Annotated in this window: 15 protein-coding genes and 2 pseudogenes; 12 read left to right on the top strand and 5 right to left on the bottom strand. The window is 71.7% G+C overall.

The window, feature by feature from the left end:
* Positions 1-357: 357 nt before the first annotated feature.
* Entirely contained in the window at positions 358-1,566 is a 1,209-nt protein-coding gene (locus ACQEXA_RS23625; RefSeq protein WP_433130953.1) for a nucleotide sugar dehydrogenase, read from the bottom strand.
* A gap of 259 nt (positions 1,567-1,825) precedes the next feature.
* On the opposite strand from ACQEXA_RS23625, the gene ACQEXA_RS23620 reads away from it, so the two are divergent.
* A complete protein-coding gene (locus tag ACQEXA_RS23620) occupies positions 1,826-3,532 on the top strand; it encodes a glycerol-3-phosphate dehydrogenase/oxidase (protein WP_359398081.1) in 1,707 nt (568 codons plus the stop codon).
* Here the strand turns inward: ACQEXA_RS23620 and ACQEXA_RS23615 are convergent.
* Positions 3,529-5,691: a zinc ribbon domain-containing protein gene (locus ACQEXA_RS23615; protein WP_433130951.1), complete on the bottom strand. Its 2,163-nt coding sequence runs from the start codon at positions 5,689-5,691 to the stop codon at positions 3,529-3,531. The two genes, ACQEXA_RS23620 and ACQEXA_RS23615, sit on opposite strands and share 4 nt — an antisense overlap.
* 145 nt (positions 5,692-5,836) lie before the next feature.
* Here ACQEXA_RS23615 and ACQEXA_RS23610 point away from each other — a divergent pair, with 145 nt between their 5' ends.
* Positions 5,837-6,079, top strand: a complete 243-nt coding sequence (locus tag ACQEXA_RS23610; RefSeq protein ID WP_433130949.1) for a transposase family protein — start codon at positions 5,837-5,839, stop codon at positions 6,077-6,079.
* Positions 6,080-6,310: 231 nt separating this feature from the next.
* A pseudogene (locus tag ACQEXA_RS23605) lies at positions 6,311-6,598 on the top strand (transposase); the annotation flags it as partial.
* Between the two features lie 230 nt (positions 6,599-6,828).
* Here the strand turns inward: ACQEXA_RS23605 and ACQEXA_RS23600 are convergent.
* Positions 6,829-7,887, bottom strand: coding sequence for a serine hydrolase domain-containing protein (locus tag ACQEXA_RS23600; protein ID WP_433130947.1), 1,059 nt, complete (start codon positions 7,885-7,887; stop codon positions 6,829-6,831).
* Positions 7,888-8,166: 279 nt separating this feature from the next.
* On the opposite strand from ACQEXA_RS23600, the gene ACQEXA_RS23595 reads away from it, so the two are divergent.
* The 9 genes and pseudogenes from ACQEXA_RS23595 to ACQEXA_RS23555 all read left to right on the top strand — a co-directional run bounded on the left by ACQEXA_RS23595 (position 8,167) and on the right by ACQEXA_RS23555 (position 24,341).
* Complete coding sequence (locus ACQEXA_RS23595) at positions 8,167-10,221, top strand: serine/threonine-protein kinase (protein ID WP_432931570.1); 2,055 nt, start codon at positions 8,167-8,169, stop codon at positions 10,219-10,221.
* 183 nt (positions 10,222-10,404) lie between these two features.
* Positions 10,405-13,050: a protein kinase gene (locus ACQEXA_RS23590; protein WP_433130945.1), complete on the top strand. Its 2,646-nt coding sequence runs from the start codon at positions 10,405-10,407 to the stop codon at positions 13,048-13,050.
* A gap of 231 nt (positions 13,051-13,281) precedes the next feature.
* Positions 13,282-14,934: a serine/threonine-protein kinase gene (locus ACQEXA_RS23585; protein ID WP_432939456.1), complete on the top strand. Its 1,653-nt coding sequence runs from the start codon at positions 13,282-13,284 to the stop codon at positions 14,932-14,934.
* 149 nt (positions 14,935-15,083) lie between these two features.
* Positions 15,084-15,293, top strand: a pseudogene (locus tag ACQEXA_RS23580) (serine/threonine-protein kinase); the annotation flags it as partial.
* A gap of 192 nt (positions 15,294-15,485) precedes the next feature.
* Positions 15,486-17,138: a protein kinase domain-containing protein gene (locus tag ACQEXA_RS23575; protein ID WP_433130943.1), complete on the top strand. Its 1,653-nt coding sequence runs from the start codon at positions 15,486-15,488 to the stop codon at positions 17,136-17,138.
* Between the two features lie 178 nt (positions 17,139-17,316).
* On the top strand, positions 17,317-18,993 hold the full coding sequence (locus tag ACQEXA_RS23570) for a serine/threonine-protein kinase (RefSeq protein WP_433130941.1): 1,677 nt from the start codon (positions 17,317-17,319) through the stop codon (positions 18,991-18,993).
* Positions 18,994-19,074: 81 nt separating this feature from the next.
* Positions 19,075-20,733, top strand: coding sequence for a serine/threonine-protein kinase (locus ACQEXA_RS23565; RefSeq protein ID WP_432931578.1), 1,659 nt, complete (start codon positions 19,075-19,077; stop codon positions 20,731-20,733).
* A 115-nt stretch (positions 20,734-20,848) separates the two neighbouring features.
* Positions 20,849-22,489 carry a succinic semialdehyde dehydrogenase gene (locus tag ACQEXA_RS23560; protein ID WP_432931580.1) on the top strand — a complete coding sequence of 547 codons (1,641 nt, stop codon included), beginning with the start codon at positions 20,849-20,851 and terminating at the stop codon, positions 22,487-22,489.
* A gap of 49 nt (positions 22,490-22,538) precedes the next feature.
* Entirely contained in the window at positions 22,539-24,341 is a 1,803-nt protein-coding gene (locus tag ACQEXA_RS23555; RefSeq protein WP_433130939.1) for a GMC family oxidoreductase N-terminal domain-containing protein, read from the top strand.
* Between the two features lie 138 nt (positions 24,342-24,479).
* Here ACQEXA_RS23555 and ACQEXA_RS23550 read toward each other — a convergent pair whose 3' ends face one another.
* Positions 24,480-25,502 (bottom strand): LPXTG cell wall anchor domain-containing protein, encoded by a 1,023-nt coding sequence (locus tag ACQEXA_RS23550; protein ID WP_432931584.1) that lies wholly within the window; start codon positions 25,500-25,502, stop codon positions 24,480-24,482.
* Between the two features lie 728 nt (positions 25,503-26,230).
* Positions 26,231-26,539 (bottom strand): chorismate mutase, encoded by a 309-nt coding sequence (locus tag ACQEXA_RS23545; RefSeq protein WP_432939458.1) that lies wholly within the window; start codon positions 26,537-26,539, stop codon positions 26,231-26,233.
* Positions 26,540-26,827: the final 288 nt, after the last annotated feature.

Genomic DNA, 26,827 nt, shown 5'->3' with positions numbered 1-26,827 from the left:
CGTTCACCGTTCGGGAGCGTCTCTGACTGGCTTAGCGAGCCTGAGCGTTGCTCAGCCTTGGGAGCCAATCGCCTTCGTGCCCTGGTGCTGAACGACAGGAGTCGCCAGTCCGCGTGGCACGTCCCTCCGGATGCTGGTCGACCGGGCCGCAAGACCCGACCGAGGAGGGTGCCCGACGTCGCTTGGGCGCCGGGCGTGCGCGTAGCACTCTGCCACAGGTTCACTACGCTTCGCTAATCCAACTGGTGAGCCTGCCGCAGTACCCGCTGCAGTGGACTCCACCTGCTCGTACGGTAGCGGCGCGGCCGCCCCGTACGCCACCGGCCCCGGAGGTCAGGCCATCCCCATGCGCCCCCTTCACAACCTGTGCGCCGCCCCGGTAGGCGTGGCGCCCCGTGTGTCCAGCAACAACTGTGCCTTCACCGACAGGCCCTGCAGGTCGTACGTGCGGTGGTGCTGGAGCAGGATCGTCAGGTCGGCGCCCGCCGCCGCCTCGTAGAGGGAGTCCGCGCGCGGGATCGGGCGGTCGAGGACGCTCCACGCGGGGACGCGCGGGTCGTGGTAGCTGACGGACGCGCCCAGTTGCATCAGACGCAGCGCGATCTCGTGCGCGGGTGAGCCCTGCTGGTCGGCGACGTCCGGCTTGTAGGTGACGCCCAGCAGCAGGACGCGGGCGCCGCGGGCCGACTTGCCGTGCTCGTTCAGGAGGGTCGCGGCACGCTGGACGACGTACCGGGGCATGTTGCCGTTCACCTGCTCAGCCAGTTCGACCATGCGGAGGCTGCGCCCGGTCAGGCCCGCCAGGTCCTGGGGGACGGCGTGGCCGCCGACACCCGGACCGGGACGGAAGGCCTGGAAGCCGAACGGCTTGGTCTCCGCGCAGCGGACGACGTCCCAGAGGTCGACGCCCAAGTCGTGGCACAGGACCGCCATTTCGTTGACCAGGGCGATGTTGACCTGCCGGTAGTTCGTCTCCAGGACCTGTACGGTCTCCGCCTCGCGGGGTCCACGCGCGCGTACCACCTTGTCGGTGAGGCGCCCGTAGAAGGTGGCCGCGGACTCGGTACAGGCCGGGGTGAGGCCGCCGATGACCTTGGGAGTGTTGGCGGCGCCGAAGGCACGGTTGCCGGGGTCGACGCGGCTGGGCGAGTAGGCGAGGTGGAAATCGCGGCCCGCGCGCAGACCGGACCCTTCTTCCAGGAGGGGGCGCAGGAAATCCTCCGTCGTGCCGGGGGGCACCGGTGACTCCAGGATCACGGTGGTGTGCGGGCGCAGCCGTTCGGCGAGGGTGAGGGCGGCGGCCTTGACCTGGGTGAGGTCGAGCGCGCCGTCGGCCCCGCGCGGGACGGGGGCGCAGATGACGGCGGTGCGGACGCGGCCGAGTTCGGCGGGGTCGGTGGTGGGCCGGAAACCCCGCGCGAGCATCCGGCGCAGTTCGGCGGCGGTGAGGGGACCGGCCTCGGGTCCCGTCCGGTACCCGAGGGTCGAGACGCCGGCCGCGACAGCGGCCTGGGCCAGGGGCAGGCCGAGATGACCGAGTCCGATGACGGCGAGATCTGCGGGCATGGAGTGGGCCGTCCTTCCCAGTAGCCGAAGCGGGACAGGTGCGCAAGTTCTGTGGACAGAAAGAGCGAGCGCAATGTCACACTAGGAGTAAATATGACCTACTTGCGGGATTGACTGAGGGAATTTCCGCGAGTGTTGTCCACAGGCTGCGGGTGCGTGGTGGCCGAAGTCGGGCATCCCGGTCAGACTTTGGGAATGGGGGAGACGAACCGGGCTTCGCCGGAAAGGTGTGGCCAGCGCGACTGACCGGGAGGCAGCGGTGAGGACAGGGACACTGGGGCCGGCGCAGCGCGCCGAGTCACTGGCGGCGATGACCGAGCGTGAGCTGGACGTGCTGGTGGTGGGCGGAGGCGTGGTCGGCGCGGGCACCGCGCTGGACGCGGCGACCCGTGGTCTGTCCACGGGCCTGGTGGAGGCCCGTGACTGGGCGTCCGGCACCTCCAGCAGGTCCAGCAAGCTGATACACGGCGGACTGCGCTATCTGGAGATGCTCGACTTCGCGCTCGTGCGCGAGGCGCTGAAGGAGCGGGGGCTGCTGCTGGAGCGTCTGGCACCGCACCTCGTGAAGCCGGTGCCCTTTCTGTATCCGCTGCAGCACAAGGGCTGGGAGCGGCTGTACGCGGGCTCGGGCGTCGCGCTCTACGACGCCATGTCGATGGCCCGCGGCCACGGCCGCGGACTTCCGGTGCACCGTCATTTGACCCACCGTCATGCCCTGCGCATCGCTCCCTGCCTGAAGAAGGACGCGCTGGTCGGTGCGTTGCAGTATTACGACGCGCAGATGGACGACGCCCGCTATGTGGCCAACTTGGTGCGCACGGCCGCGTGGTACGGCGCGAAGGTCGCCAACCGCGCCCGGGTGACGGGCTTCCTGCGCGAGGGCGAGCGTGTCGTCGGCGCCCGGGTGCAGGACGTGGAGGGCGGCGGGGACTACGAGATCCGGGCCCAGCAGATCGTCAACGCCACCGGGCCGTGGACCGACGACACCCAGGCGATGGTGGGCGAGCGGGGCCAGTTCCACGTCCGGGCGTCCAAGGGCATCCACCTGGTCGTGCCGAAGGACCGGATCCACTCGTCGACGGGCCTGATCCTGAGGACAGAGAAGTCCGTCCTCTTCGTCATCCCGTGGGGCCGACACTGGATCATCGGGACGACGGACACCGAATGGAACCTCGACAAGGCACACCCCGCGGCCTCCAGCGCGGACATCGACTACCTGCTGGAGCACGTCAACTCGGTCCTCGCCGTGCCCCTCTCGCGCGACGACGTCGAGGGCGTGTACGCGGGCCTGAGGCCCCTGCTCGCCGGGGAGTCCGACGCCACCAGCAAGCTGTCCCGCGAGCACATAGTGGCGCATGCGGCGCCCGGTCTCGTGGTCGTGGCGGGCGGCAAGTACACGACGTACCGCGTGATGGCCAAGGACGCCGTCGACGAGGTGGTACACGGCCTCGACCGGCGGGTCGCCGAGTGCGTCACCGAGGACGTCCCGCTGCTGGGCGCCGAGGGATACCGGGCGCTGTGGAACGCGCGGGCGCGCATAGCGGCCCGCACCGGGCTGCATGTGGTGCGGGTGGAACACCTGCTCAACCGCTACGGGTCGTTGGCGGAGGAGGTGCTCGACCTGATCGTGGCCGACCCTTCGCTCGGCGAACCGCTCCGGGCGGCCGACGACTACCTGCGGGCCGAGGTCGTCTACGCCGCCTCGCACGAGGGCGCGCGGCACCTGGACGACGCGCTGACCCGGCGGACGCGCATCTCGATCGAGACGTTCGACCGCGGCACGCGCAGCGCCCGGGAGGCGGCCGAGTTGATGGCGCCGGTGCTCGGCTGGGACGCGGACCAGATCGAGCGCGAGGTCGAGCACTACGAGAAGCGGGTGCAGGCGGAGCGGGAGTCGCAACGCCAGCCCGACGATCTGACCGCGGATGCCGCGAGGCTGGGCGCGCCGGACATAGTGCCGCTCTAAGAGCCATCACGTAATGCTGTGATGTCCGCCCGATGTCTGTGCGGAGCCGGCATGGCTGGGTGGCGTGCCGGCTCCGTGCAGCCGGCTGTTCCGACGTGGGCCTTGTGCCGCTCGTTCGCGGGTCGGGTCTCATTCGGGGTAAGTCCGGTACCGGGTGGTGGTGTTTTGTCGAGCAGAGGCCCGTGGCGGGAAGCATCCGGCTTGTGGGCTGCCGCGTGGGTGCGGCCCCGGCTGGGGCGGGCACCGCGCTGCGGTTGACTCGACAGGGCTTCTTGCAGCCCTTCATGGAACGCGATCTGTGTGTGGCGCGCCTGGACTGTGTCCAGGCGTGCGGTGCTTGGGTGGTCGGGGTCGGTGAGGTGGACGTGGGCGCAGAGGGCGGCGGAGACCTTGTCTCGGTCGCCGGTCAGCCCGCAGGCGGGGCAGTGGTGGATGCGGTCGGCGAGGGTTTTAACGACCTTTTCGCCGCAGAAGCAGGTCTGGGAGAGTGTGGTGGTGAAGGTGGAGGCCCGGAGCATCCGCCCGCCGGTCTTCTCGCATTCCCGGCCAAGAGCGGTGATGAGCCGTCCGGGTGTGGTGGCCTGCAGTGCTTTGCCCCACCTGCGGTACCAGGTGCGGATATCGCAGTCCTCGACGATCAGGTTCGCGCCGTGCTCGGCGGTGATCTCTTCGGCGATGCGGCGGGCGCGGTGGTCTTTTGCCGCAGCCTGGGTGGCGGCGGCTTCGGCAAGGCGAGCCCGGTCGAGCCGGAAGCCGGCTGACAGGCTGTCGCGCCGGTAGGGCTGCTTGGGCACCCCAGCCTTGTTCGCTGCCCTTGCCCCGCCGGGCGTTTCGACGATCCGTTGGGGAAGGCCCGCGGCCTGGCGCCTTTCGGCCCGGGCCTGTTGGCGTTTCGACGGCCGGTACTGGCCGGGGTTGGACGCTCGGCGGGAGCGGTCCAGGGCACGTCTGCGGCCGCGGTCCTTGCGCCGGGCTTTCGCCAGCGCGGCAAGCTCCGCGTCGCTTGGCTCGATGCGGGTTGTTTCGACGTCGCCGTCGGCGGGGTCGAAGGTGTGGGGGAAGGAGACGATGGAGAGGTTGGAGACGTTGCCGTCGATGCCACCGACCCGCTCGAGTGCGGCCGCCGCCGCACGCCGGGCCTTCGTGGCGGGGGACGCGTAGCCGCCGCTCAGGACCATCAGGTGGGCTTCGTAGGCCCACCCGCCCGGCGCTGAGGTGTCGCGGCGGCGCACGAGGTCGATCTTGTGCCAGGTAGCGGGATTGGTCAGGAAGTGCACCAGGCGCGGCCAGCGGCCCGAACCCGAGGGCAGCCGGACGGACAGGACCAGGTCACCACGACGTGAACCGGCGCCGCCGGTGAACACGACGGCCAAAGGCCCGGTGTGGTCCCACCACGTCGCGGCCCGCGTCTTCGTCGTGTCCTTCGCCGTCACCTCGCCCGTCTGAATACGTCCCGTAGGGCGCATAGGAGCAGGCAGGTGCCGAGGCTGCTCGAGCACCCCGGTCCCTGCAGGAAGCGCGGCAGCCTGCTCCGGGGTGGTGACCGTACGGTCGAGGTTGCGGTTGCGGTAGGTGTCCAGGTGCCCGGCCAGGGTGCCGTGCAGCCGGAAGGTCTCCCACTTCCGCGAGATGGTGTGGGAGCGAGCGCGGCCTGGGATGCGGGTGTAGTCCCACCACCGGCCCGCGCGGGGCCGGCCGTGCCTGCGGCCGGAGGCATCCGGGAACAGATGCCGGCTCACGGACGTCTCGAAGACCTCGTCGGCCTGGTGCATCACCAGTGCTTTGGTGACGTGATGGGCGAGGTGCCTGGAGTTTTCCATGTGCCGGTAGGCGCGGCGTTCCATCCCTTCCCGGGACAGACCCAGCTGAAGCCGCCAGGCTTTCGCGTCCCTCTCGCGGCGGACATCGCCGGCCCAGTACGCGTCGACGGCGTCCCGCGCGTCACGCTGCAGTGCGCGTTTGACGGACCACATCGCCGAGAACAGACCCTCGGTCCGGTGCCGGGCGCCGGGGTCGTGGACATCGAGCGGCAGACGGATCACCGCAACGTCGATGTCCTTATCCCGCGTCCAGCGCTTCCCCTTGTTCTTTCCCCGGTATCGACGGGCAGGAGGCGCACCGCCGGAGGCGGACACGGGCTTGCCCAATGCTGTGCTCACCGATGCTCCACCTCCTTCTTTGGCTCATGCCGGACGCCGTCACCTGTCCGCAGTTTGACCAGCACGGCAACCAACGCCAAAGCTACAAAACCCCACTGACAACGCCCCGTGCCATGAGGGGACTTCGGCCTCTGCGATGGCCGTCATGCGCCTGCGTCTTGCCCGCCGCACGTCGGCCGACCTTCGTGCCCGGACAGCACAGACCGGGCCGCACATGCAGCACCTCATCGAGCAGCTGTGGGAGCTCGCACCCGATACGGGCCGCGGTAGGCCCTGGTCACCGCCGTTCGCCGACCGGACCCTCCTCGTCCTCGCGTACCGGACCAACCTCACCATGCAGCAACTCGGCTCCCTCTTCGGCGTCTCCCACACGCCGGCCACCGGGTGATGACTCGGCTCGCCGAACCGCTCGCCGAGCTCCTCGGGCCACCGCCCACCGACCGGCGGGAGCTGTGGATGGTCGACGGAACGCTGATCCCCGTCCACGACCAGCAGCGCACAGCGAAGAGCAAGAACTACCGGCGCAGCGTCAACGTGCAGATCCTCTGCCGGGCCCCGCGACCGGAGAGTCGTCGCCGTCAAAGACGCCTGGCCCGGCAACCGCAACGACAATGTCGTTTTCCGCGAAACCCTCCAGAAAACACTCCCTGACCATCCCCGCCCGTCGGGCGACGGCGGCTACCGAGGCTGCGACCGCATCCGCACGCCACGCCGAGGCCTCGACGGTCGCCTCATCAAAGACCGCGCCTACCGCCGGTTCCGCAAACGCCGGGCCGTCGCAGAACACACCATCGCCCGGCTCAAAGACCACCAGATCCTCCGCCAACGCAGGCGCCGCGGCGAGGCGGTCCACCACGCCGTCGCCGGCGTCGCCGCACTCCACAACCTCAAGATCGACATCCCGTAAACGAAGCACCCCTGGCGGGGCAGCAGGCCCCGACCCGCATTACGTGATGGCTCTTAGCCCGGACGTCGCCTGCCGCCGGACGGAGCGTGCGGCGGACGTCGAAGGAATGTGCCGCCTGCCGCTGGAAGGAGGCCTCGCGGGCGCGATTCGCGCTCCTGGTCTGGGATCACTGACTGGGATCACTCGAACGAGTGGCGCAGTCCGGGATCTCCGTTCGGAACCGGCTCGTTCTACGGGGTGCGGGGGCAGAACGCGGCTGTGAGCAGGTCCCGTTCCAGTCCGGAGTTCGCGAACCCGTCCGTGTTCACACGGAAAGTGAGGACGCGACGGCCGTCGACGGTGGCTGCGGTGCGCACGTAGCTGCCGGAGATCCGTCCGTCGTGTCCCCACACCGTCGTGCCGCACGGAAGCTTCTGCGGAAACAGCCCCATGCCGTACGCGCCGTGTGCGGCACGGGTGTCGAGCATCTCGCGCAGCCATCGCGGGGGCAGCAGTTCGCCGCTCAGCAGTGCCGCGTAGAAGCGGTCGAGATCGGAGAGCGTGGTCACCAGCTCACCCGCCGCGCCGGCCACGCGCGGGTCGAGTTCGGTGACGTCGGAGCCGTCGGCGGCGTAGCCGCGTCCGTGCGGCGAGGGAAGCGTGGTGCGGGCGCCGGGGAAGGACGTGCCCGTCAGACGGAGGGGAGTGATGATGCGGCGCTCGGCCTCTTCGGCGTACGAGTGACCGGTGACCTGCCGGACGACCATGCCGAGCAGGACGTAGTTGGTGTTGGAGTACGAGAAGCGGCCCCGGGCGGCAGGAGGGTGGGTGAGCGCGACGCTCAGGGCCTCGAGCGGAGTGAGGGGGACGACTGCCCTGGTGTCCTTGATGAAGTCGGCCAGGCCGCTGGTGTGGTTGAGCAGGTCGCGCAGGGTCAGCGCGCGGCCGTCGTTGCCCGCGCCGCGCACCAGCCCCGGCAGATGGGCCTCCACCGTGTCCGACAGGGACAGTCGGTGCTCGGCCGCCAGTTGCAGCACCAGCGTCGCGATGAGGGTCTTGGTGATGCTGCCGGCGCGGAAGTGGTCGGCGCGAGCGATGCCCTGACCGGCGAGAACGAAGTGCGAACCCGATTCCCCACGGGTCAGCAGCGCGGCGGCGGGAGCCCGGCCCTCGGTGACGAACAGCGGGAGCACCGCGTCCGGCGTCGGGACCGCGGGGGTCGGGGGGTGGACGGGGGTGAGTCCGAGCAGGGCCAGGCACACCGGTACGGCCAATAGGGTCCGGGTCCGGGGTGTCCGGCGCAGCGGCATCGGCATCCTTCCTTGTCGCGGCCCATCATGGGGGACGACCCCTAGGCAGGGCCGGGCGGGGCCACCTTGCCGCCGGCTCCGGCGGCGGGGCCGGGGCGCCCGCGTCGGCGCGACCGGGTGCCGTGGCGCACGGCCGAGCCTCGTCGCCGCGGTGTCCGCTCCGCCGAGGCGCTCGCGGGAGCGGTGCGAGCCGCCGGATCAGGGGCACCCTGGGCGTCGGGTGGTCCGTGGGTGAGGGACAATGGAGGCTCTGTCAGGGCGGGTTGCATGAGGGGACGCATGTCGGAGGCGGAGCGGGCGGGGACATCCCGTCAGGACAAGAGCGAACGTCTCCTCGCCGGGCGGTACCGGCTGGGGGACGTACTCGGCCGCGGCGGCATGGGCACCGTGTGGCGGGCCAAGGACGAGACGCTGGGTCGTACGGTCGCCGTCAAGGAGTTGCGGTTCCCGTCGAGCATCGACGAGGACGAGAAGCGCCGGCTGATCACGCGCACGCTGCGGGAGGCCAAGGCGATCGCCCGGATCCGTAACAACGGTGCGGTGACCGTCTTCGACGTGGTCCACGAGGACGACCGGCCCTGGATCGTGATGGAGCTGATCGAGGGCAAGTCGCTCGCCGAGGCCATCCGGGAGGACGGCCTGCTGGAGCCGAAGCGCGCCGCCGAGGTCGGGCTCGCGATCCTCGACGTGCTGCGCGCCGCGCACCGCGAGGGCATCCTGCACCGCGACGTGAAACCGTCCAACGTGCTGATCGCCGAGGACGGCCGGGTCGTGCTCACCGACTTCGGTATTGCGCAGGTCGAGGGCGACCCTTCCATCACCTCCACCGGCATGCTCGTCGGCGCCCCGTCCTACATCGCGCCGGAGCGGGCCCGCGGGCACAAGCCCGGCCCGGCGGCGGACCTGTGGTCGCTCGGCGGACTGCTGTACGCGGCGGTCGAGGGCGTGCCCCCGTACGACAAGGGCTCGGCGATCGCCACGCTGACCGCCGTGATGACCGAGCCGGTCGAGGAGCCGAAGAACGCCGGCCCGCTGAAGAACGTCATCTTCGGGCTGCTGGCCAAGGACCCCCAGCAGCGGCTGGACGACGCGGGCGCGCGGACCATGCTCAACGAGGTGATCCACGCATCCGATCTCAAGAAGGAGCCGCCGGCGGACGCCACGCGGGTCGTGGCCCTGCCGCCGGTGCCCGAGGAGTCCCCGGGCAAGGGGACGCCCGGCAGCGCTGCGGGCGCCAAGCGGGGCGAGGAGGCGGCCGAGAAGCTGCGCGGGGCGCTGCGGTCCGTGCGCAAGGCCGCGACGTCGGCCGGCGCCGCCACCGCCGCCGCGGCCGCCCGGGACAAGGCCACCGGGACCACGGCCGGGGAGACGTCCGAGGACGTGTCGTCCCCGAGCGCGGCGGCCGCGCCCGCGGCCGGGACACCCGGTACGACCCGGGCGGCGACGTCGGACGGCGCACGCGACACGACCACCGATCTTGCATCGAACTCAGGTACAACGAAGCCCAGTTCGGGATGGCCGATCGTGCCCGACCCGGACCGTCCGGAACGGCCCGCACAGCCGCCCCGGGCCCCGCTCACCGACGTCGTGCCGAAGCGGACCCTGGTGCTGGTCGCCGTGGTCGTGGCGCTCGCCGTGCTCGGGACGGTGCTCGCGCTCGCGCTCCGCGGTGGCGACGGAGGCTCGCAGGACAACAAGAAGGGCTCCACCAAGTCCGCCGCGTCCACCGGCGCGACCGCCGGGAGCGGAAGCAAGGGCGGCAGCGGCGGTTCGCACACGGACAGCGGCAGCACGCGCGACTCGGCGACGAAGGGCTCGGACGAGCAGAACACCGGCGACGCCTCGCCGTCCGCGAGCGTCGGCGCGAGTGGCGGTGCGCCGTCCGGATCGTCGGACGACACCGCCGGGACGACGCCGTACAAGGGCGGTCAGGGGTACTCGATCGGGCTGCCGGCGGGCTGGAAGTACCAGTCGTCGGATTCCGCCGGGGACCGTTTCACCGGCCCCGACGGCCAGAAGTTGCTTGTGGCCTGGACGTCCACCCCGAAGGACGACCCGGTGGCGGACTGGCAGAGCCAGGAGCACTACATGACGCGCGCCCAGTACAAGCGGGTCCGTATCGAGAAGGTGGACTACCGCGACTGGAACACGGCCGACTGGGAGTTCACCTACGCCGACGGCGGTACCACCTACCGGGTGATCGACCGCGGGTTCGTCGTCAACTCGCATCAGGGCTATGGACTCATGTACACGGCGAAGGCCTCCGGCTGGGACGGTGATCTGCGCAAGGGGACCTGGGAGGCACTGACCAAGACGTTCCAGCCGAAGTCGTGATGTGACCGCATACGTGACGGGCGTCCGGCACGGTTGGGTCGTGGCGACAGTCGCGGGGAGATATGACATCCCCGGGTTGCAGATTGCCTCCGGCACGTATCGTGAGGGATTGCGGACCGTACGCATTCGGAACGGGACGCCGGGCGAACGGAATTGACCAACCGGGCAGCCGGGGGAGGCATCGTGGACGACTATGCGGGACGGGTACTCGCCGACCGCTACCGCCTGCCGCTGCCGCCCCCGGACGAGTACGAACTCGCCGAGACCCGGGCGTTCGACACCTACAGCGGACAGGAAGTCCGTGTACGGCAGGTGCCGTTGCCCGAGGTCGTCGAGGCCGAGGTGCTCGGTGCCGACGGCCTGCCCGAGGGGTTCGTGGCACGCGACGGCAGGTCCCGCGGCGGCTCGCCCCGGACGGGGACGGCCACGCGGCGGCCCCCCGACCCGGCCGTACGGCGGGCGATCGAGGCGGCGCAGGCCGCCGCACAGATACCCGACCACCCCCGGCTCGACCAGGTCTTCGACGTGTTCGCCGAGGGCGGTTCGCTGTGGATCATGAGCGAACTGGTGCCCGCACAACCGCTGGCGACCCTGCTCGCGGAGAAGCCGCTCACGCCGTACCGGGCGGCGGAGGTCGCCTCCGACATCCTCACCGCGCTGCGCGCCCTGCACGCCCACGGCTGGGTGCACCGGAACATCACGGCGCGCACGGTGCTCGTCTGCGACGACGGCCGGGTGGTGCTGACCGGCCTGGCCGCCGGGGCGGCGGAGGAGGCACTGTGCGGGTACGACCCGGTGCTGGCCCGGGACGTCGAGCCAGGCGACGGGACCCCGGGCGGTAACGCCGGCATTCCGGGGGCCCGGACCGGCGGCCCGTCGGGCACCGGCACCGGCGGCCCCCTGGGGGACGGCGGCAGCGGACCGCCCCGTGGCGCGCCCGGCAGCGGCACGTTCGGTTCCGTGGGCGCGACCGCGCGGGGCATGGATCCGGAGGCCGCGCGCCGGGCCGCGATCGAGGCGCGGGCGAACGGTGCGTCCACGGGCGACGGCGCGCCCGGCCAAGGGGCGCCCGCGGTGGGGCCCCGTGCCCTGGAGTCCACCGGAGACGTACGGGCCGCACGAGCCGGGGCGATCGCGGCCTACCGCGCGGGAGCCCGAGCCGCGGCCCGGGTGCAGGAGGAACAGCGCGGCGGACGCCCGGCGTTGCCCGCACCCCGCGCGTCCGACCCGGGCACCGTGACACCGCCGCAGGCACCCGGGCCGACAGGAGAGCGCACCCCCGGCACATCGCCGCCGGGACAGATCGCCGACCCGTACGGAGTGGGCGGTTCGGCCTCCTGGCACGGTGCGGTACCGCGCCCCGCCGCGCCCACCGTGGAGAGCCGGGGCCGCACCGCGCTGCCCCGCGGTACCTCCGCGCCGGGGGAGAACGGCGGCGGACCCCACGGAAGCGGCACGCACAGGCCGGGTGCGGCCACCACCTCGCACCACGGCGCCATGCCCGGCGGGGCAGAAGGCGCCCCGGGTTCGGGTGCGGGCACCGCTCCGGCCCCCTGGATCCAGCGCGGCCCCGCCACCGCCCTGGTCGCCGAGCGGGCCAGGCAGGCCCGTATGGCCGTCGTCGGGCCGGTCACCGAGCGATGGGCGCCCGAGCAGGCCGGGCCGGTGCACGAGAACTGGCAGCTGGCCGCGCCGATCGGCCCCGCGACCGACCTCTGGGCGCTCGGCGCGTTGCTCTTCCGGGCTGTGCAGGGGCACGCGCCGTACCCCGAGGAGAACACCGCCGAGCTGGTCCAGCTCGTCTGTGCCGAGCCGCCCGCCTTCGCCGAGGAGTGCGGGCCGCTGCGTCCGGTCGTGGAGTCGCTGCTGCGTCAGGACCCGACCGAGCGGATCGACTTCGAGGAACTGCGTGGTTGGCTGCGTTCCCTCGTCCGGTCCGCGCCCGAGCCCGACGCGGGCGCGCACGTCATCGCGGCGCCTCCTGTCGACCTCGGGCGGCTGCCGGTGGTCCGGCGCCGGGGGGAGCTGGTCCGCAAGCGCCGTGCCAGGCTGCCCGCGACCGCACCGGCTCGTCACAAGCGCGCCAAGGACGGCCGCCCGCCGGGGCCGCGCAGACTCGGCCGCACCCTTCTTCTGCTCATCCTGCTCGCGCTGGCCGCGGCGATCGCGTACGCCATGGCGTTCATGCCGAAGGCCGATTCCGGCAACGGCAGGGGTGCCGGTACGTCGGGGGACCGCACCGGTGTCGCCGGCGAGGTCGGCCCCGCCCCGCAGCAGTCCGGCCGGGGCGGTACGCGGCAGCCCGGCGGCCAGGTGTCCAAGAGCCCCTCGCCGTCGGCCGGTTCCGCGCAGACGCAGACCAGCGAGACCCAGGTCGCGCAGGGCTTCACCCTCCGCAGCGACCCAGAGGGCTTCCGCGTCGCGGTGGCGAACGGCTGGGACCGTACGCCGAGGAACGGCAGCGGGCAGGTCGTCTACTCTCAGGGCGATTTCGAGCTCATCGTCGTGCCCGGACGCGACAGCACCGGCAGGTTCGGCAGCGATCCGCTGACGTACCAACGGGAGTCGGAGCCCGAACTGCAGCCGTTCCGCGACTCGACCTGGGCCACCTCCAGCGGGATGCGGCGCATCGACGTCGGCGGACGGACGATGGTCGAGGGCCAGTTCACCTGGACGGACGGGGACGGGCGGGAGCTGTTCGTGCGGAACCTCGTCCTCCTCGTGGGCGGCCGCTACCACGTGGTGCAGGTGCGTGGCCCGGAGGCCGAACGCGACGAGGTGACGCGACTGTACGAGCAGGCGGAGCAGACGTACCAGGCCACGGGCTGACCACTCCGCGTCACCATCCGGCCCCCGCCGCGACCCCGTCTCCGCCTCGCCGGACCCGCCCAACACCCGGGCGACGGCGTCCGATTGCGTTGAGTGTGCGGTGGTTCCGTCCCGTACGTGGAAGCGAGAACCGTCACAGTGCGGTCTCCGTTCCACCCCCGCCCGTTCCCTGCGCGAAGGCCGCTCTCTAATGTGACTTCGTCAAGAGCATTGCGGGGAAACGTGAATCAGATGCAGGGCCTGCTCCTCGCGGGCCGCTACCGGCTCGTCGATTCCATCGGCAGCGGCGGCATGGGCCGGGTATGGCGCGCCCACGACGAGGTGTTGCACCGCGCGGTAGCCATCAAAGAACTGACGGCGGCTCTGTACGTCACAGAAAGTGACCGAGCGGTTCTTCTCGCCCGGACCCACGCCGAGGCACGCGCCGCCGCGCGCATCAACCACTCCGCCGTCGTCACCATCCACGACGTCCTCGAGCACGACAACCGTCCGTGGATCGTCATGGAACTGGTCGAGGGCGGCTCGCTGGCCGACGCCGTGAAGGAACGCGGCCGTATCGACGCCACCGAGGCCGCGCGCATCGGTCAGTGGGTGCTGCGCGCGCTACAGGCCGCGCACTCCGCGGGCGTGCTGCACCGCGACGTGAAGCCGGGCAACGTCCTGCTCGCCACCGACGGACGTGTGCTGCTCACCGACTTCGGCATCGCGCAGGTCGAGGGCGACTCGACCATCACGCGTACGGGGGAGATCGTCGGGTCCGTCGACTACCTCGCTCCCGAGCGGGTCCGCGGCCACGACCCGGGCCCCGCCTCCGACCTGTGGGCGCTCGGCGCCACGCTGTACACGGCGGTGGAGGGAAGGTCGCCGTTCCGGCGGACCTCGCCCCTGACGACCATGCAGGCCGTCGTCGACGAGCACCCCGCGCCGCCGCAGTTCGCGGGCGCCCTGGAGCCGGTGATCGCGGCCCTGTTGTGCAAGGACCCGGCGCAGCGGCCCGACGCGGCACGGCTGGAGCAGATGCTGGCCGAGGCCGTGGAGGGCAGGCGGCCGAAGGCGGCACAGGAGTACGTGTCGACGATGCACGTGAACCTGCGTGCCGAGGAGCACACGACCGCGAACGTGCCGCGCCGGGCGGAGACAGGCGATCCGCGCACGAGCGGCGGCACCCTGCCTCAGTCCGCTCCGCCGCCCGCGCCCCGCAGACGCCGCCGAGGTCGTACGATCGCGCTCGTCCTCACGGTGGCCGCGGTCGTCGGCGTGGGCGGTGCGGTGGCCGCGAACCGCCTCGGCAACCGGCACGTCGGCAGCGGCGGGTCCGTCGCCACGGGCAGCCCCGGCGACTCCGCCTCTGGATCGTCGGCTTCGAATGCCAGTGCCACGCCGAGCGACGACGGCGGTCAGGAGGCGGTCCCCGCCGATTGGAAGCGGCGCAACGACCCGGTGGGCTTCAGCATCTCCCTGCCCAAGGGGTGGAAGCGGTCCGTCTCCATCGACCAGGACGGCCTCCGGCAGGTCGACTACTCGCCCGACAAGGGCAAGCACCTCGTGCGGGTCGCCGTCGACACCGCGCCGGACTTCCGCACCTCGTACGAGCACATGAGCTACCTGGAGCAGCGGGTCTCACGGCGGCTGCAGGACTACCAGCAGCTGAGCCTCAAGGAGGAGCTTTTCCGCGACCTGCCGGGCGTCCGCTGGGAGTACACGTGGGACGCGCTGGCCAAGGACCCGCCGCACTACTTCCCGGGGCCCTACCGTGCGATCGACGTCGGGTACATGGAGAGTGACGGCACCGAGTACGCCATCTACGCGGCCTCGCCGGCTGACGACTGGGCCACCACCAGTAAGCAGTTCGACTGGATCCTGCGGGGCTTCCAGGAGGGTTGATCCGAGTGGAACAGAAGGTTCTGCTGTCACTGTGGTCGCTCTCATCGCCCCGGCGCGGGTGTGGGGGAAGCGGCCGGGTCCTGCCTCCGCTCTCCGGTCGCTTGGCGTGGTGCTGTACGCGGTGACGGAGGGTGTCTCGCCGTTCCGCCGACTGCCCCGGCTCCGTGCGGGAGTACACGTGGACCGCGCTGGCGAAGGACACGCCCTTCCCCGGGCCGCGCCTCGCGATCGAGCAGACCTACATAGGCCGCAACGGTGTCGAGTACGCCATCTACATGTCCGGTCCCGCGGCGGACTGGGACACGACGCGTCAGCAGTTCGACGAGGTGCCGCGGGCGTGGCGCCAGCCCACGAGCTGACAGCCGGGGCGGCTACGCCCCCGCGTGCGGCCCGGGCTCGGCACCCTCTCGTACGCTCCGGCGCCGGCACGCCCCCTCGTACGCCCCCGAACGTCCGCCGCACCCCGCCCGCACGCCCTCTTGCGTCGCTTGTCGGCCACCGTCTCGGCAGCGTCCCGGAGGGGCGACCTCCGGTGCGGCATGATGGGGCTTATGGGGACCGAGGGGGAGAACGTCCGTGTGATAGCGGGCCGCTACCGGCTCGAGGAGCGGATCGGCCGCGGCGGCATGGGCGTCGTGTGGCGGGCGACCGACCAGTTGCTCGGCCGTCAGGTGGCGGTCAAGGAACTCGTCCTCGACACCTCGCGCTCCGTCGAGGAGCTCCGTCGGCAGCGGGAGCGCACCCTGCGCGAGGCGCGCGCGGTGGCGCAGTTGCACCACCCCCACATCATCGTCGTCCATGACGTCATCGAGCACGACGAACGTCCGTACATCGTGATGGAGCTGATCGACGGCGGCTCGCTGGCAGAACACGTCGCTGCCCACGGTCCCGTCGACGCCCGTGAGGCCGCCCGGATCGGCATCGCCCTGCTGGGCGCGCTGCGCCGCGCGCACGAGGCGGGCGTGCTGCACCGCGACCTCAAGCCGGCGAACGTCCTGATGGAGGAGGGCACCGACCGTGTCGTCCTCACCGACTTCGGCATCGCACAGGTCGCCGGGGCCACGACGCTGACCGAGAGCGGTTCCTTCGTGGGCTCGCCCGAGTACACCGCGCCCGAGCGGATGTCCGGCGAACGCACCGGACCCGCGTCCGACCTGTGGTCGCTCGGCGCGCTGCTGTGCGCCGTGCTGAGCGGCGAGTCGCCGTTCCGCCGCGACTCGTTGGGCGGCATCCTGCACGCGGTGGTGGCGGACGAGATCCGTCCGCCCGCGCAGGCCCAACCGATCCTGCCCGTGGTGCGAGGGCTGCTGGAGCGCGATCAGGACCGGCGCCTGGACGCGGCGGAGGCCGAGCGGCTGCTCCAGGAGTTCCTGGAGACCGGACGTACGCCACGCGTGCCGGTGGCGTACACGCCGCCACAGGGGGACATCCCCCGGCGCGCGGCGCCCTCGCGGGAGGCACCCGAGTCGGCGACACCGTCGGTGGGCGCGGTGCCGCGGCCCGGTGGAATCTCCGCCCGCGGCGTGCTCATCGCGGCCGCCCTCGTCGCCGCGATGGCGGGTGCGGGCGTCTCGGCGGCGACGTTGCTGATCCGCGACGGCGGCAACGGTGGTGGGGTGCCCGCGAGTTCGGGACCGCCTGGCACATCTGCGAGCACCCGTCCGTCGAGTTCTCCGGCCACGGGGCCCTCGCCCGCGCCCACCGTGACGGTGACGAAGTCGCCGTCCTCGGGACCGGCTTCGGCACCGCGCGCGCCCCGCACGGCTCCCTCCGGGTACCGGTCGGTCCAGGATCCGGACGGTTTCTCGCTCGCCGTGCCGGAGGGGTTCACCCGGGCCCCTCAGGGTGAGCGGATCTTCTACATGTCGCCCGGGCAGACCTTCCGCATCGGCATCAAGGCCACCGATCCCGAAACAGGTGGCCCCCTCGCGGTGATGCGGAGCGCGGACGCCAAAGGGCCCGCCAACAACCCCGGTTATCGCGACGGCCGGGTCACCGGGACGTCGCACCACGGGAATTCGGCCGCGCTGTGGGAGTTCACCTGGGACGGTTTCACGGCCGCCGAGGGACCGCGGCACACCTACGACCTGTGCTGGGAGGAGAACGGCCGGATGTACGACGTCTGGGTATCGGCGCCGGTCGGGAAGGTACGGGAGGCGAAGGAGTACTTCGACGTGGCGGTTGACACGTTCGTACCGGCGTAGTACCGCTGTCGCCTTCGTGGCCGCGCAGTTCGGCCAGGGCGCGTTCGTAGCCGCGCAGTCCGGCCGCGCCGCGTTCGTACTGGCGTGAACCGGAGACAAGTTGCGCGGTCGGTCACGGATCTGTGACCGGTGTCGGGCAGGGGTGGCTGCCGAAGGGCCCGCGTATAAGGATGAACGCATGAGCAGCAACGGGGGAGGGCCGCACCGGTCCGACGAGACGACGAGTTTCGGACTGCAACCGCCACGGCCGGCCGTGCCGTATCCGGGGAACCCGTACGCGCGGCCGCAGTCCGCACCGGCGGACGCGCAGCCCCAGGCGGTCCCCACCCAGGTCGTGCCCGACCGGGCGGAGGACCCCGGGGCCGGGCGGCTGATCGCCGGACGCTACCGGCTGCTCGCCAAGCTCGGCCACGGTGGCATGGGCACGGTGTGGCGGGCCAAGGACGAGACCGTGGACCGTGAGGTCGCCGTCAAGGAACCCCGGATCCCCGGCCACCTTCCCGAACGGGAACAGGCCAACGTCTACGAGCGGATGCGCCGTGAGGCCCGGGCCGCCGCGCGCCTCGACCACCCGGCCGTCGTCGACGTGCACGACGTGGCGGTGGTCGACGGCAGGCCGTGGATCGTGATGGAGCTGGTGCGCGGCCGCTCCCTGGGCGATGTACTCCAGGAGGGCACGCTCGGGGTGCGCGAGGCCGCGAGGATCGGCCTCGAGGTGCTCGGCGCGCTGGAGGCCGCGCACACGGCGGGCATCCTGCACCGCGACGTGAAGCCCGACAACGTGCTGCTCGGCCGGTACGACCGGGTCGTCCTCACCGACTTCGGCATCGCGCAGATCGAAGGCGAGACGAACCTGAGGGACACGGGCGGCTTCGTCGGCTCGCCCGAGTACATCGCGCCCGAGCGGGTGCTGGGCCACCGTCCTGGCCCGGCCTCCGACCTGTGGTCGCTGGGCGTGGTGCTGTACGCGGCGACGGAGGGCGTCTCGCCGTTCCGCCGCACCAACACGCCCGCCACCCTCCAGTCCGTCCTCCACTCCACGCCCGCCGCCCCGGCGTCGGCCCGGGGCCCGCTCGCCGAGGCCATCAACGGCCTGCTGCAGAAGGACCCGGCACGCCGCCCGGACGCTGCCGAGGTCCGCCGGCTCCTGCGAGAGGCGGCGAAAGAACCGCAGCCGGTCCCGCCGACCCAGCCGGCCGTCCCCGTCCCCGTCCCCGTCCCCGGTGGCGGGGGCGTCCGCCTCGGCCGCAAGGCACTGCTCGGGATCGGCGCCGCGGTGGTCGCGATGGCGGTGGCGGCGTACCTCGTCCTCGCCGACCCGTTCGCGGGACCGCTGCCGGACGGCTGGCAGCAGCGCCGGGCCGAGGCACTGGGCGCGACGCTCGCGGTGCCCGCGGACTACCAGGTGACCAGGCCCGGGAAGAACGACACCGACAAGAACTGGGTGACGTACACCGACTGGAGCGGCAGCATCTGGATCGGACTGCACCTCGCGAGGAAGTCCGAGGACTCCTCCCACCAGATCAAGGACTCCTCGGCCGCCGAGATGTACGCCGACAACGGCGAGTTCAAGGACACCGGCGCCTATGAGCTGGCCATGGCCGCGGGCCCGAAGAAGACGGAACCGAAGGAGACCGGGTACCACGGCAAGCAGGCCGCCGAGAACACGGTCTCCTACACGACGAACGACAGCCAGAATCCCCGGCCCCGCGAGCTGCAGATCTTCTACTACAAGAACTCCGCGGGCGATATGTACAAGCTCACGGTCAGCTACCCGGGCAAGGGCGACTTCACGGACCGGGGCCGCGAGGTGGCGCGCGCGGCCATGGCGAACCTGGACATCGACAGGCTCTGAGCGGTCCGCACCGCACCGTGGCGGCGCCCGCTCCACGACCCGCGTCGACAAGTGGGCGCCCTCCCGCGATACTCATGGGGCATGAGCAACGGCGGGTGCCGCACGGGCGCGGAGGGGCGGCTGGTCGGCGGACGCTACCGGCTGATCGAGCGCATCGGCTCCGGAGGCATGGGCACGGTGTGGCGGGCGCACGACGAACTGGTCGAGCGGGACGTCGCCGTCAAACAGCCCCAGCTTGCGGGGGATCCCGAGGACGAGGGCCACCAGCGCGCCGCCCACCGGCTCTACCGCGAGGCCCGGGCCGCCGCCCACGTCGACCATCCCTGCGCCGTCTCCATCCACGACGTCGTCGTCGAGGACGGACTGCCCTGGATCGTCATGGAGCTGATCCGCGGTCAGTCGCTGCACGAAGTGCTCCGGCGCGGCCCTCTCGAACCCGCCGAGGCCGCGCGGATCGGCCTCGCCGTCCTCGGCGCGCTGCGCGCCGCCCACGCCGTCGGCATCGTGCATCGCGATGTGAAGCCCGCCAACGTCCTGCTCGGCCCGCACGGCCGTGTCGTCCTCACCGACTTCGGGATCGCTCATATCCAGGGTGAGGAATCCCTCACCGTGAGCGGCGAGTTCGTCGGCTCGCTGGAGTTCATCGCCCCCGAGCGGATGTCCGGCCCGGGCGCCGCGGGCCCCGCTTCCGACCTCTGGTCGCTGGGCGTGCTGCTGTACGCCGCCGTCGAGGGGTCGTCCCCGTTCCGCCGTACGACGCCGGAGGCCACGCTCGCCGCGATCCTCGCCGCCGCTCCGCCCGAGCCCACACAGGCAGGACCGCTCGCGCCGCTCGTCGTAGCGCTGCTGCGGAAGGAATCGTCGCGGCGGCCGGGCTCGGAGGAGGCCGCGGCGGTACTGGAGGCGGTGGCCGAGGGGCGCCCCGTACCGGACACGGCATACGGCGAGGTGCCCGAAGAGCAGGAGGCCTCCGGTCCGCGGAAACTCACGGACGACATGGGCACGTTGCGGCTGACGAGCGAGCAGGGCTCCGGGGCTTCCGCCGGCGTCGGCTCGGCTTCCGAACGAGAGTCCATACCGGTCCCCGAGCCGCGGACCGCCCCCGAGCGCCGCGCGCCGGGGCGCCGCCGCTCCTCTCGCCGGCCCCTCTCCACCATGCTGCTCGGCGCTCTCCTCCTGGGCGGCCTGGGGCTGGGCGCGGCCGACTTGTGGGCCCGGACCGCCGACGGCTCGGCCACGGAACACACCGCCACCTACAACTCGGCTCCCGCCGTCACCTCCCCGGGTTCCGCCACCGGCACCTGGACGGCCCATCGCGAGCGACGGCTCGACGCGATCGTGTCCGTGCCGGCCGGCACCCCGCGCCGGACGTCGACGGACCGCGCGGTGACCTACGGAGACGACGACCTCAAGCTCCGACTGACCCGTGAGGAGAACGCCCCCGCCCCGCTCCGGGCCTGGGCCCGGCAGGAGACCGCCGCCTGGTCCGGCGACGACGCGACCACGCTCTACAAGCCGACGAACTTCCATGGCGACGAGGCCATGCTCACCGACACCACCTACACGGCGCGCCGGCACCGGTTCCGGGTCCTGCAACTGCTCATCGTCACGCCCGCCGGGGAGCACTACACGCTGCGCGTCGACATGCCCAGGGGCACCGCGGAGGAGAGACGGGGCACGTCTTTGTTCACGGGCGCCCGTGCCCGTCTGAAAGTCGGCATCAGCACGCTGGGCTCCTGACAACGCCCTGATCAGCGGGTTTGCTGCCAGCGATCACTGGCGCGGTGTGGACACCCCGTGAAAGCCCGTTACCGACGGGTACCCAAACGCCCCGGCCCGGCATACCCTGCGCGTCATGACGGACTCCCAGGCCCCGGAGAAGGCCACCGACACGACCGGTGCGGGCACGGCCGGCACGAACCCTCTCGCACCCGCCCCCGCCGGCGCCCGCACCGCCGTCGACGTGGTCACCCCGGAGCTGGTCGCCCAGCTCACCAAGGGCGTGGCCGGCTCCGGCCGCACCGCCAACCACACGCCGTTCACCGGCGAGAAGCTGGCCGACCTGCCCGAGTCCACCCCCGAGGACGTGGCGGAGGCGTTCGCCCGGGCCCGCACGGCCCAGCAGGCCTGGGGCGCCACTCCCGTACGGCAGCGCGCCGCCGTGCTGCTCCGTTTCCACGACCTGGTGCTGGAGCGGCAGGCCGAGGTCCTCGACCTGATCCAGCTGGAGACCGGCAAGGCCCGGCTCCACGCCCACGAGGAGGTCCAGGCCGTCGCCGTAGCGGCCCGGCACTACGGCCGCATGGCCTCCTCGTATCTGAAGCCCAAGCGGCACACCGGCGCCGTGCCCACGCTGACGCGGGTCACCGAACTGCGCCACCCGCGCGGCGTCGTCGGTCAGATCGCCCCCTGGAACTACCCGCTGGAGCTGTCGGTCGGCGACGCGCTGCCGGCCTTCGTCGCGGGCAACGCCGTCGTGATGAAGCCCGACACGGAGACGTGCCTGACCGCGCTGTGGGCCCGCGACCTGCTGATCGAGGCCGGGCTGCCCGCCGACGTCTTCCAGGTCGTCATCGGTGACGGTCCGGTCGTCGGACCGGAGGTCGTCCGGCACGCCGACTATGTCTCCTTCACCGGCTCCACCCGCACCGGCCGCGAGGTCGCGCAGGGTGCCGCCGCCCGTCTCGTCGGCGTCTCGCTCGAACTCGGCGGCAAGAACGCCATGCTGGTCCTCGAGGACGCCGACATCGAGAAGGCGGCCGCCGGCGCCGTGCGCGCCTGCTTCTCCTCGGCGGGTCAACTCTGCATCTCCATCGAGCGGTTGTACGTCCACGAGTCGATCGCGGACGCCTTCGTGGAGCGGTTCGTGGCCCGCACCAAGGCCATGCGCCTCGGCAGCTCCCTCGCGTACGGCGCGGAGATGGGCTCGCTCGTCGGCGAGCGGCAGCTGGAGACCGTGAGCCGGCACGTCGAGGAGGCCGTCGCCAAGGGCGCCAAGGTCCTGGCCGGCGGAGTGGCGCGCCCCGACATCGGTCCCTTCTTCTTCGAACCCACCATCCTGGACGGTGTCGAGGCACCGATGTCGGTGTGCGCGGAGGAGACCTTCGGCCCGGTCGTGTCGATCTACCGCTTCACGACGGAGGACGAGGCGGTCGAGCGCGCCAATGCCACCCCCTACGGCCTGAACTCCTCGGTCTGGACGAAGGACGGCCGACGCGGCCGCGCGATCGCCGCCCGGCTGCGCACCGGCACGGTCAACGTCAACGAGGGCTACGCGTCCGCGTACGGCAGCGTCCAGTCCCCGATGGGCGGCATGAAGGACTCCGGTCTCGGCCGCCGCCACGGTTCCGAGGGCATCCTCAAGTACACCGAGGCCCAGACCGTCGCCCACCAGAGACTGCTGCCGATGGCCCCCTCGCTCGGCATGGACGACGAGAAGTACGCGGCGCTGATGAGCCGCAGCCTGAAGCTGATGAAGGCGTTCCGCCTCCGCTAGACCACGACGGTTTCCGCAGAACCACACCCGTTCTCAACGAGGAGAGCACGTGTCGCAGGAGAAGTCTGTCCAGGCCCGGGACGAGGACGGGTACGACTACGACGTCATCGTCGTGGGGTCGGGGTTCGGCGGATCCGTCTCCGCGCTCCGTCTGACCGAGAAGGGCTACCGGGTCGGCGTCCTGGAGGCCGGCCGCCGTTTCACCCGTGATTCCCTGCCGAAGAACTCCTGGGACCTGAAGAACTACCTCTGGGCCCCCGCGTTCGGCATGTACGGGATCCAGCGCATCCATCTGCTGGGGAACGTGATGGTGCTGGCGGGCGCCGGGGTCGGCGGCGGCTCCCTCAACTACGCCAACACGCTCTACGTACCGCCGAAGGCCTTCTTCGACGACCCGCAGTGGCGGGACATCACCGACTGGCACGAGGAGCTGAAGCCGTACTACGACCAGGCGCAGCGCATGCTCGGTGTCCGGCTCAACCCGACCATGACCCCGTCCGACGTGCACCTGAAGGCGGCGGCGGAGCGGATGGGCGTGGGCGACACCTTCCACATGGCGCCGGTCGGGGTGTTCTTCGGTGACGGCGAGGACGCCGACGGCTCCGCGAAGGGCAAGCCGGGGCAGCAGGTCGCGGACCCCTACTTCGGCGGCGTGGGACCGGAGCGCAAGGCCTGCACCGAGTGCGGCGAGTGCATGACGGGCTGCCGTCACGGCGCGAAGAACACCCTGAACGAGAACTACCTCTACCTCGCCGAGAAGGCGGGCGCGGTTGTGCACCCCATGACGACCGTCGTGTCGGTCACGGACGACTCGCGGGGCGGGTACGCGGTCGCCACCCTTCCCACCGACGACCGCCGCAAGGGCCGGGGGAAGCTCTTCACGGCCCGCCGGGTCGTCCTCGCCGCCGGTACCTACGGCACCCAGACCCTGCTGCACCGGATGAAGGCGGCCGGGCAACTGCCGTACCTCTCCGACCGCCTGGGTGAACTGACCCGCACCAACTCCGAGGCGCTGGTCGGGGCGCAGACCGACAACCGGCGCTACCACAAGGCCACGGGCGAGCCGAAGGCCGACTTCACGCGCGGTGTCGCCATCACGTCCTCGATCCACCCCGACGAGAACACCCATATCGAGCCGGTCCGCTACGGCAAGGGCTCCAACTCGATGGGCGGCCTTTCGATACTCCAGGTCCCCTACGCCGACGGCTCGTCGAGGGCGGCGGCCTGGCTGCGCAACGCCGCCCGCCACCCCGTCCTCGTCCTGCGCTCCCTCTCCAACCGCCGCTGGTCGGAGCGGACCATCATCGGCCTGGTGATGCAGTCGCTGGACAACTCCCTGACGACGTACCTGAAGCCGAACGGAGTGGGCAAGGGTCTGCTGACCGCGCGCCAGGGCCACGGATCCCCCAACCCCAAGCAGATCAGGGCGGCCTCGGAGAGCGCCGCGGCCCTCGCCGCCGAGATCAACGGTTTCCCCGGCTCGAACGTCGGTGAACTGATGGGCACCCCGCTGACGGCCCACTTCCTCGGCGGCTGCCCGATCGGCTCCTCGCGGGAGACGGGCGTGATCGACCCGTACCACCGGCTCTACGGCCACCCCGGCATCTCGGTGGTCGACGGTGCGGCAGTCTCGGCGAACCTCGGCGTCAACCCGTCACTGACGATCACCGCTCAGGCCGAGCGGGCGATGTCGTACTGGCCGAACAAGGGCGACGAGGACCCGCGTCCGGCGCAGGGGACCTACGAGCGGCTGAAGGCGGTCGAACCGACGGCGCCGGCGGTCCCGGCGGAGGCCTTCGGCGCGCTGCGCCTGCCGTTCCTGGGGATGCCGGCGGTGCCGCCGAAGAAGTAGCGACGGCGCCGGCGGACGACACCGCCGCGCAAGGTGAAAGAAAGAAGGACCTGTGCCCCCCTCCGAGCTCAGGTCCTTCTCTCTTGTGTGCGAGGCGTACGGGACGCCTGACGCAGTTTGTGTGCGGGTCCGCAGGCCTTACGCGGCCTGGCCACCCGTCTTGCGGCGACGCAGGGCGAACACCACACCGCCACCGGCGACGACCGCGACACCGCCGACGAGGGCGATGGTCGGAAGCGCGGAGGACGAACCGGTGGAGGCGAGGCTGCCGGTGGCCGGGATCTCCTTGGCGCCGCCCTGCGGCTCCTTGCCGCCGGACGGCTTGTCGCCCTTGCCGGGCTTGGCCTGACCCGGGTTCTCGTTGTCGCTGCCGGGCTTCAGGACGGTGAACGTGTAGATGGCGAACGCGCTGTGCACGCAGTTCTTCTCCTGGTCCACGTATCCGCCCAGGCCCACGCTGTAGCCCTCGCCGGCGGGGGCCTTCGCGGTGATGTCGACCCGCAGCTTGATGTCGACCGTCTGCTTGGGGCCGAGGTTCGTCTCACCGAAGTAGACGCCGTTGCCGATCTCGTCCGCGACGGACTGCCAGGACTTGGTCGTCGGGTCGAAGTACTCGAGCAGGGCGTAGGTGCTCAGCCAGTCCTTCTCGTCGTCGCTCGCCGTGTCGTTGTCGATGAGCGCGAGCCACTCCACCTGGCCGAGGGACTGGTCGCTGTGGTTCGCCGCGGTCAAGGTGAAGTTGTGCCAGCCGCTGCCCGCGACGATCTTGCCCGGCAGGCCGGAGACGGCGAGGGACAGCTGGGAGTCGGGGTCGACCTCTTCGTCGGTGCAGGGGGTCGGCTCGGCGGTGGGCACCGCGCTCTCGGTGGGCGTGGCCGGCGGGGTGACCGACGAGGACGCGGACGAGGACGCGGACGACTGGCCCGCGGGGGCCGCGGCGGGCGCGCTCGACGAGGACGTCGCCGTGGACTCCTCGCCGGCCGGCGTCGTGGTGCTGGTGTCCGGCGCGGGGCTGGTCGGCGACTCGGTGCCCGTGGTCTCGGTCGCGGCGGCGGAGGTCGTGGGCGTTTCGTCCGCGAACGCCGCCGGAGCGGACAACAGTGCGAGGGGGGCTATGGCAGCCGTCGCGGCAGCGGCGGCCAGTGCACGGCGAAACTTCATGAAGACCTCGAAAGTCAGGCATGCCGCGACGGCGCGGCACGGTTCGGGGAGGCCTCCGCGTGTGGGGCGCGGCTGTGGCCCACGATTCGGTAGGTGTGACCTGCGAAGCCCGTGAACGGTTGCAACGTATTCACACGTTCTTTATGTGGCCTGGGTCACAATCCGCTGAGGCGTGCGATCGCCCGCGCCTGAGGGCAAGCGAAGGGCCCCGCGGCGGGGTCCTCGCCCACGGCCGCACATGGCCGGGGGGGCGAGGAGAATCCGCGGGGCCCTTCTCCGTCGGCACCGACGTCAGGGCAGCGTCGGTACCCGGAGCGGCGCCGGGGGGTTACGCCGCTTGTCTGTGTGACCGCTCGGGTGCGCCCGGCGTACTCGGGGCGCGCGCCTGGTGCCGACCGGGGGAGCCGGGTGCGGGAGCGGTGCGGTTGTCTGAATTCCGCCGGTCGGCTCCGGGCGTCCCCGGAGCCGACCGTTCTCTGGTGACCGGGCTGCTGTCCCCTGCCGTCCGGTCACAACCCTGGGGCGAGGTCCCACGACGCACGGCTCGATCCGCACGTCTCATCGCCCCAGCGGAGCCACGCGTGGTTCTTTCGGGCCCGCCCCTGGCTGGCACGGACACCGAGAACAACGAAGTGTGCGTGAGACCGGTCACGCGCCGTACGGGTGAGAGGGCGTGCGAACGTGGGTGCGCCGGACGTCTGTCGCATCACGAGGTGGCCGGCCGGTCGTCAGACGCGGCCCCGGCACAGCTCGAGCAGGGTCATGGCGAGGGCGGTGCCGGGTTTGCCGAGAGCGTCCCGGTAGTGGCTGAGGATCTCCATCTCGCGGGTGAGGTTCACGCGCCGGCCGCCGGAGCCGATGCGGGCCTCCTGGATCACGGCGGAGACCGCCATGCGCTCCTGGATGAGGCCGATGATGCGGTCGTCGAGCGCGTCGATGCGCTCGCGGGCGCCGGTGATCACATCGGCGGCCTCGGAGGTACGGGCGCCGGTCTTCTCGGTGGCCCTCTGCTCGGTGGTGGCGGTCGTCACGGGGATCTCCTCGGTGTCGGGATGAGGAGCCCCGGATCGGCACGGTCCGCAAACGTCAGGCGCCCCGGACCGTATCGGCCCGGGGCGCCTGGGAAGTCGCTTGTCAGTAGCTCAAGCAGCACGACCATGGCAGCCGGTGGGCCGGTTGCCATAGGTAAAGACGAAGGCGTACTGCGTGAGCATGGACCCAGTATGCCCCGGGCACGGGCGGTGTCCAACCGGGGCCGGATGGTGAGACGGGAGGTGTCCCGCAAGCACCCCGTTAGAATCGGTACCGAGACCCCCGCCCCACCG

It is taken from the genome of Streptomyces sp. CA-106110 (genome assembly GCF_050936285.1).
In the GTDB taxonomy this organism is placed as follows: Bacteria; Actinomycetota; Actinomycetes; order Streptomycetales; family Streptomycetaceae; genus Streptomyces.
Note: the sequence above shows the minus strand (reverse complement) of the source record. Positions and strands in the feature narration are given on the sequence as shown.

Excerpts from the sequence above, each read along its gene's own strand:
- ACQEXA_RS23625 (WP_433130953.1), bottom strand. The coding sequence starts at position 1,566 with ATGCCCGCAGATCTCGCCGTCATCGGACTCGGTCATCTCGGCCTGCCC.
- ACQEXA_RS23610 (WP_433130949.1), top strand. The coding sequence starts at position 5,837 with ATGCGCCTGCGTCTTGCCCGCCGCACGTCGGCCGACCTTCGTGCCCGG.
- ACQEXA_RS23600 (WP_433130947.1), bottom strand. The coding sequence starts at position 7,887 with ATGCCGCTGCGCCGGACACCCCGGACCCGGACCCTATTGGCCGTACCG.
- ACQEXA_RS23595 (WP_432931570.1), top strand. The coding sequence starts at position 8,167 with ATGTCGGAGGCGGAGCGGGCGGGGACATCCCGTCAGGACAAGAGCGAA.
- ACQEXA_RS23585 (WP_432939456.1), top strand. The coding sequence starts at position 13,282 with ATGCAGGGCCTGCTCCTCGCGGGCCGCTACCGGCTCGTCGATTCCATC.
- ACQEXA_RS23575 (WP_433130943.1), top strand. The coding sequence starts at position 15,486 with ATGGGGACCGAGGGGGAGAACGTCCGTGTGATAGCGGGCCGCTACCGG.
- ACQEXA_RS23570 (WP_433130941.1), top strand. The coding sequence starts at position 17,317 with ATGAGCAGCAACGGGGGAGGGCCGCACCGGTCCGACGAGACGACGAGT.
- ACQEXA_RS23565 (WP_432931578.1), top strand. The coding sequence starts at position 19,075 with ATGAGCAACGGCGGGTGCCGCACGGGCGCGGAGGGGCGGCTGGTCGGC.
- ACQEXA_RS23560 (WP_432931580.1), top strand. The coding sequence starts at position 20,849 with ATGACGGACTCCCAGGCCCCGGAGAAGGCCACCGACACGACCGGTGCG.
- ACQEXA_RS23550 (WP_432931584.1), bottom strand. The coding sequence starts at position 25,502 with ATGAAGTTTCGCCGTGCACTGGCCGCCGCTGCCGCGACGGCTGCCATA.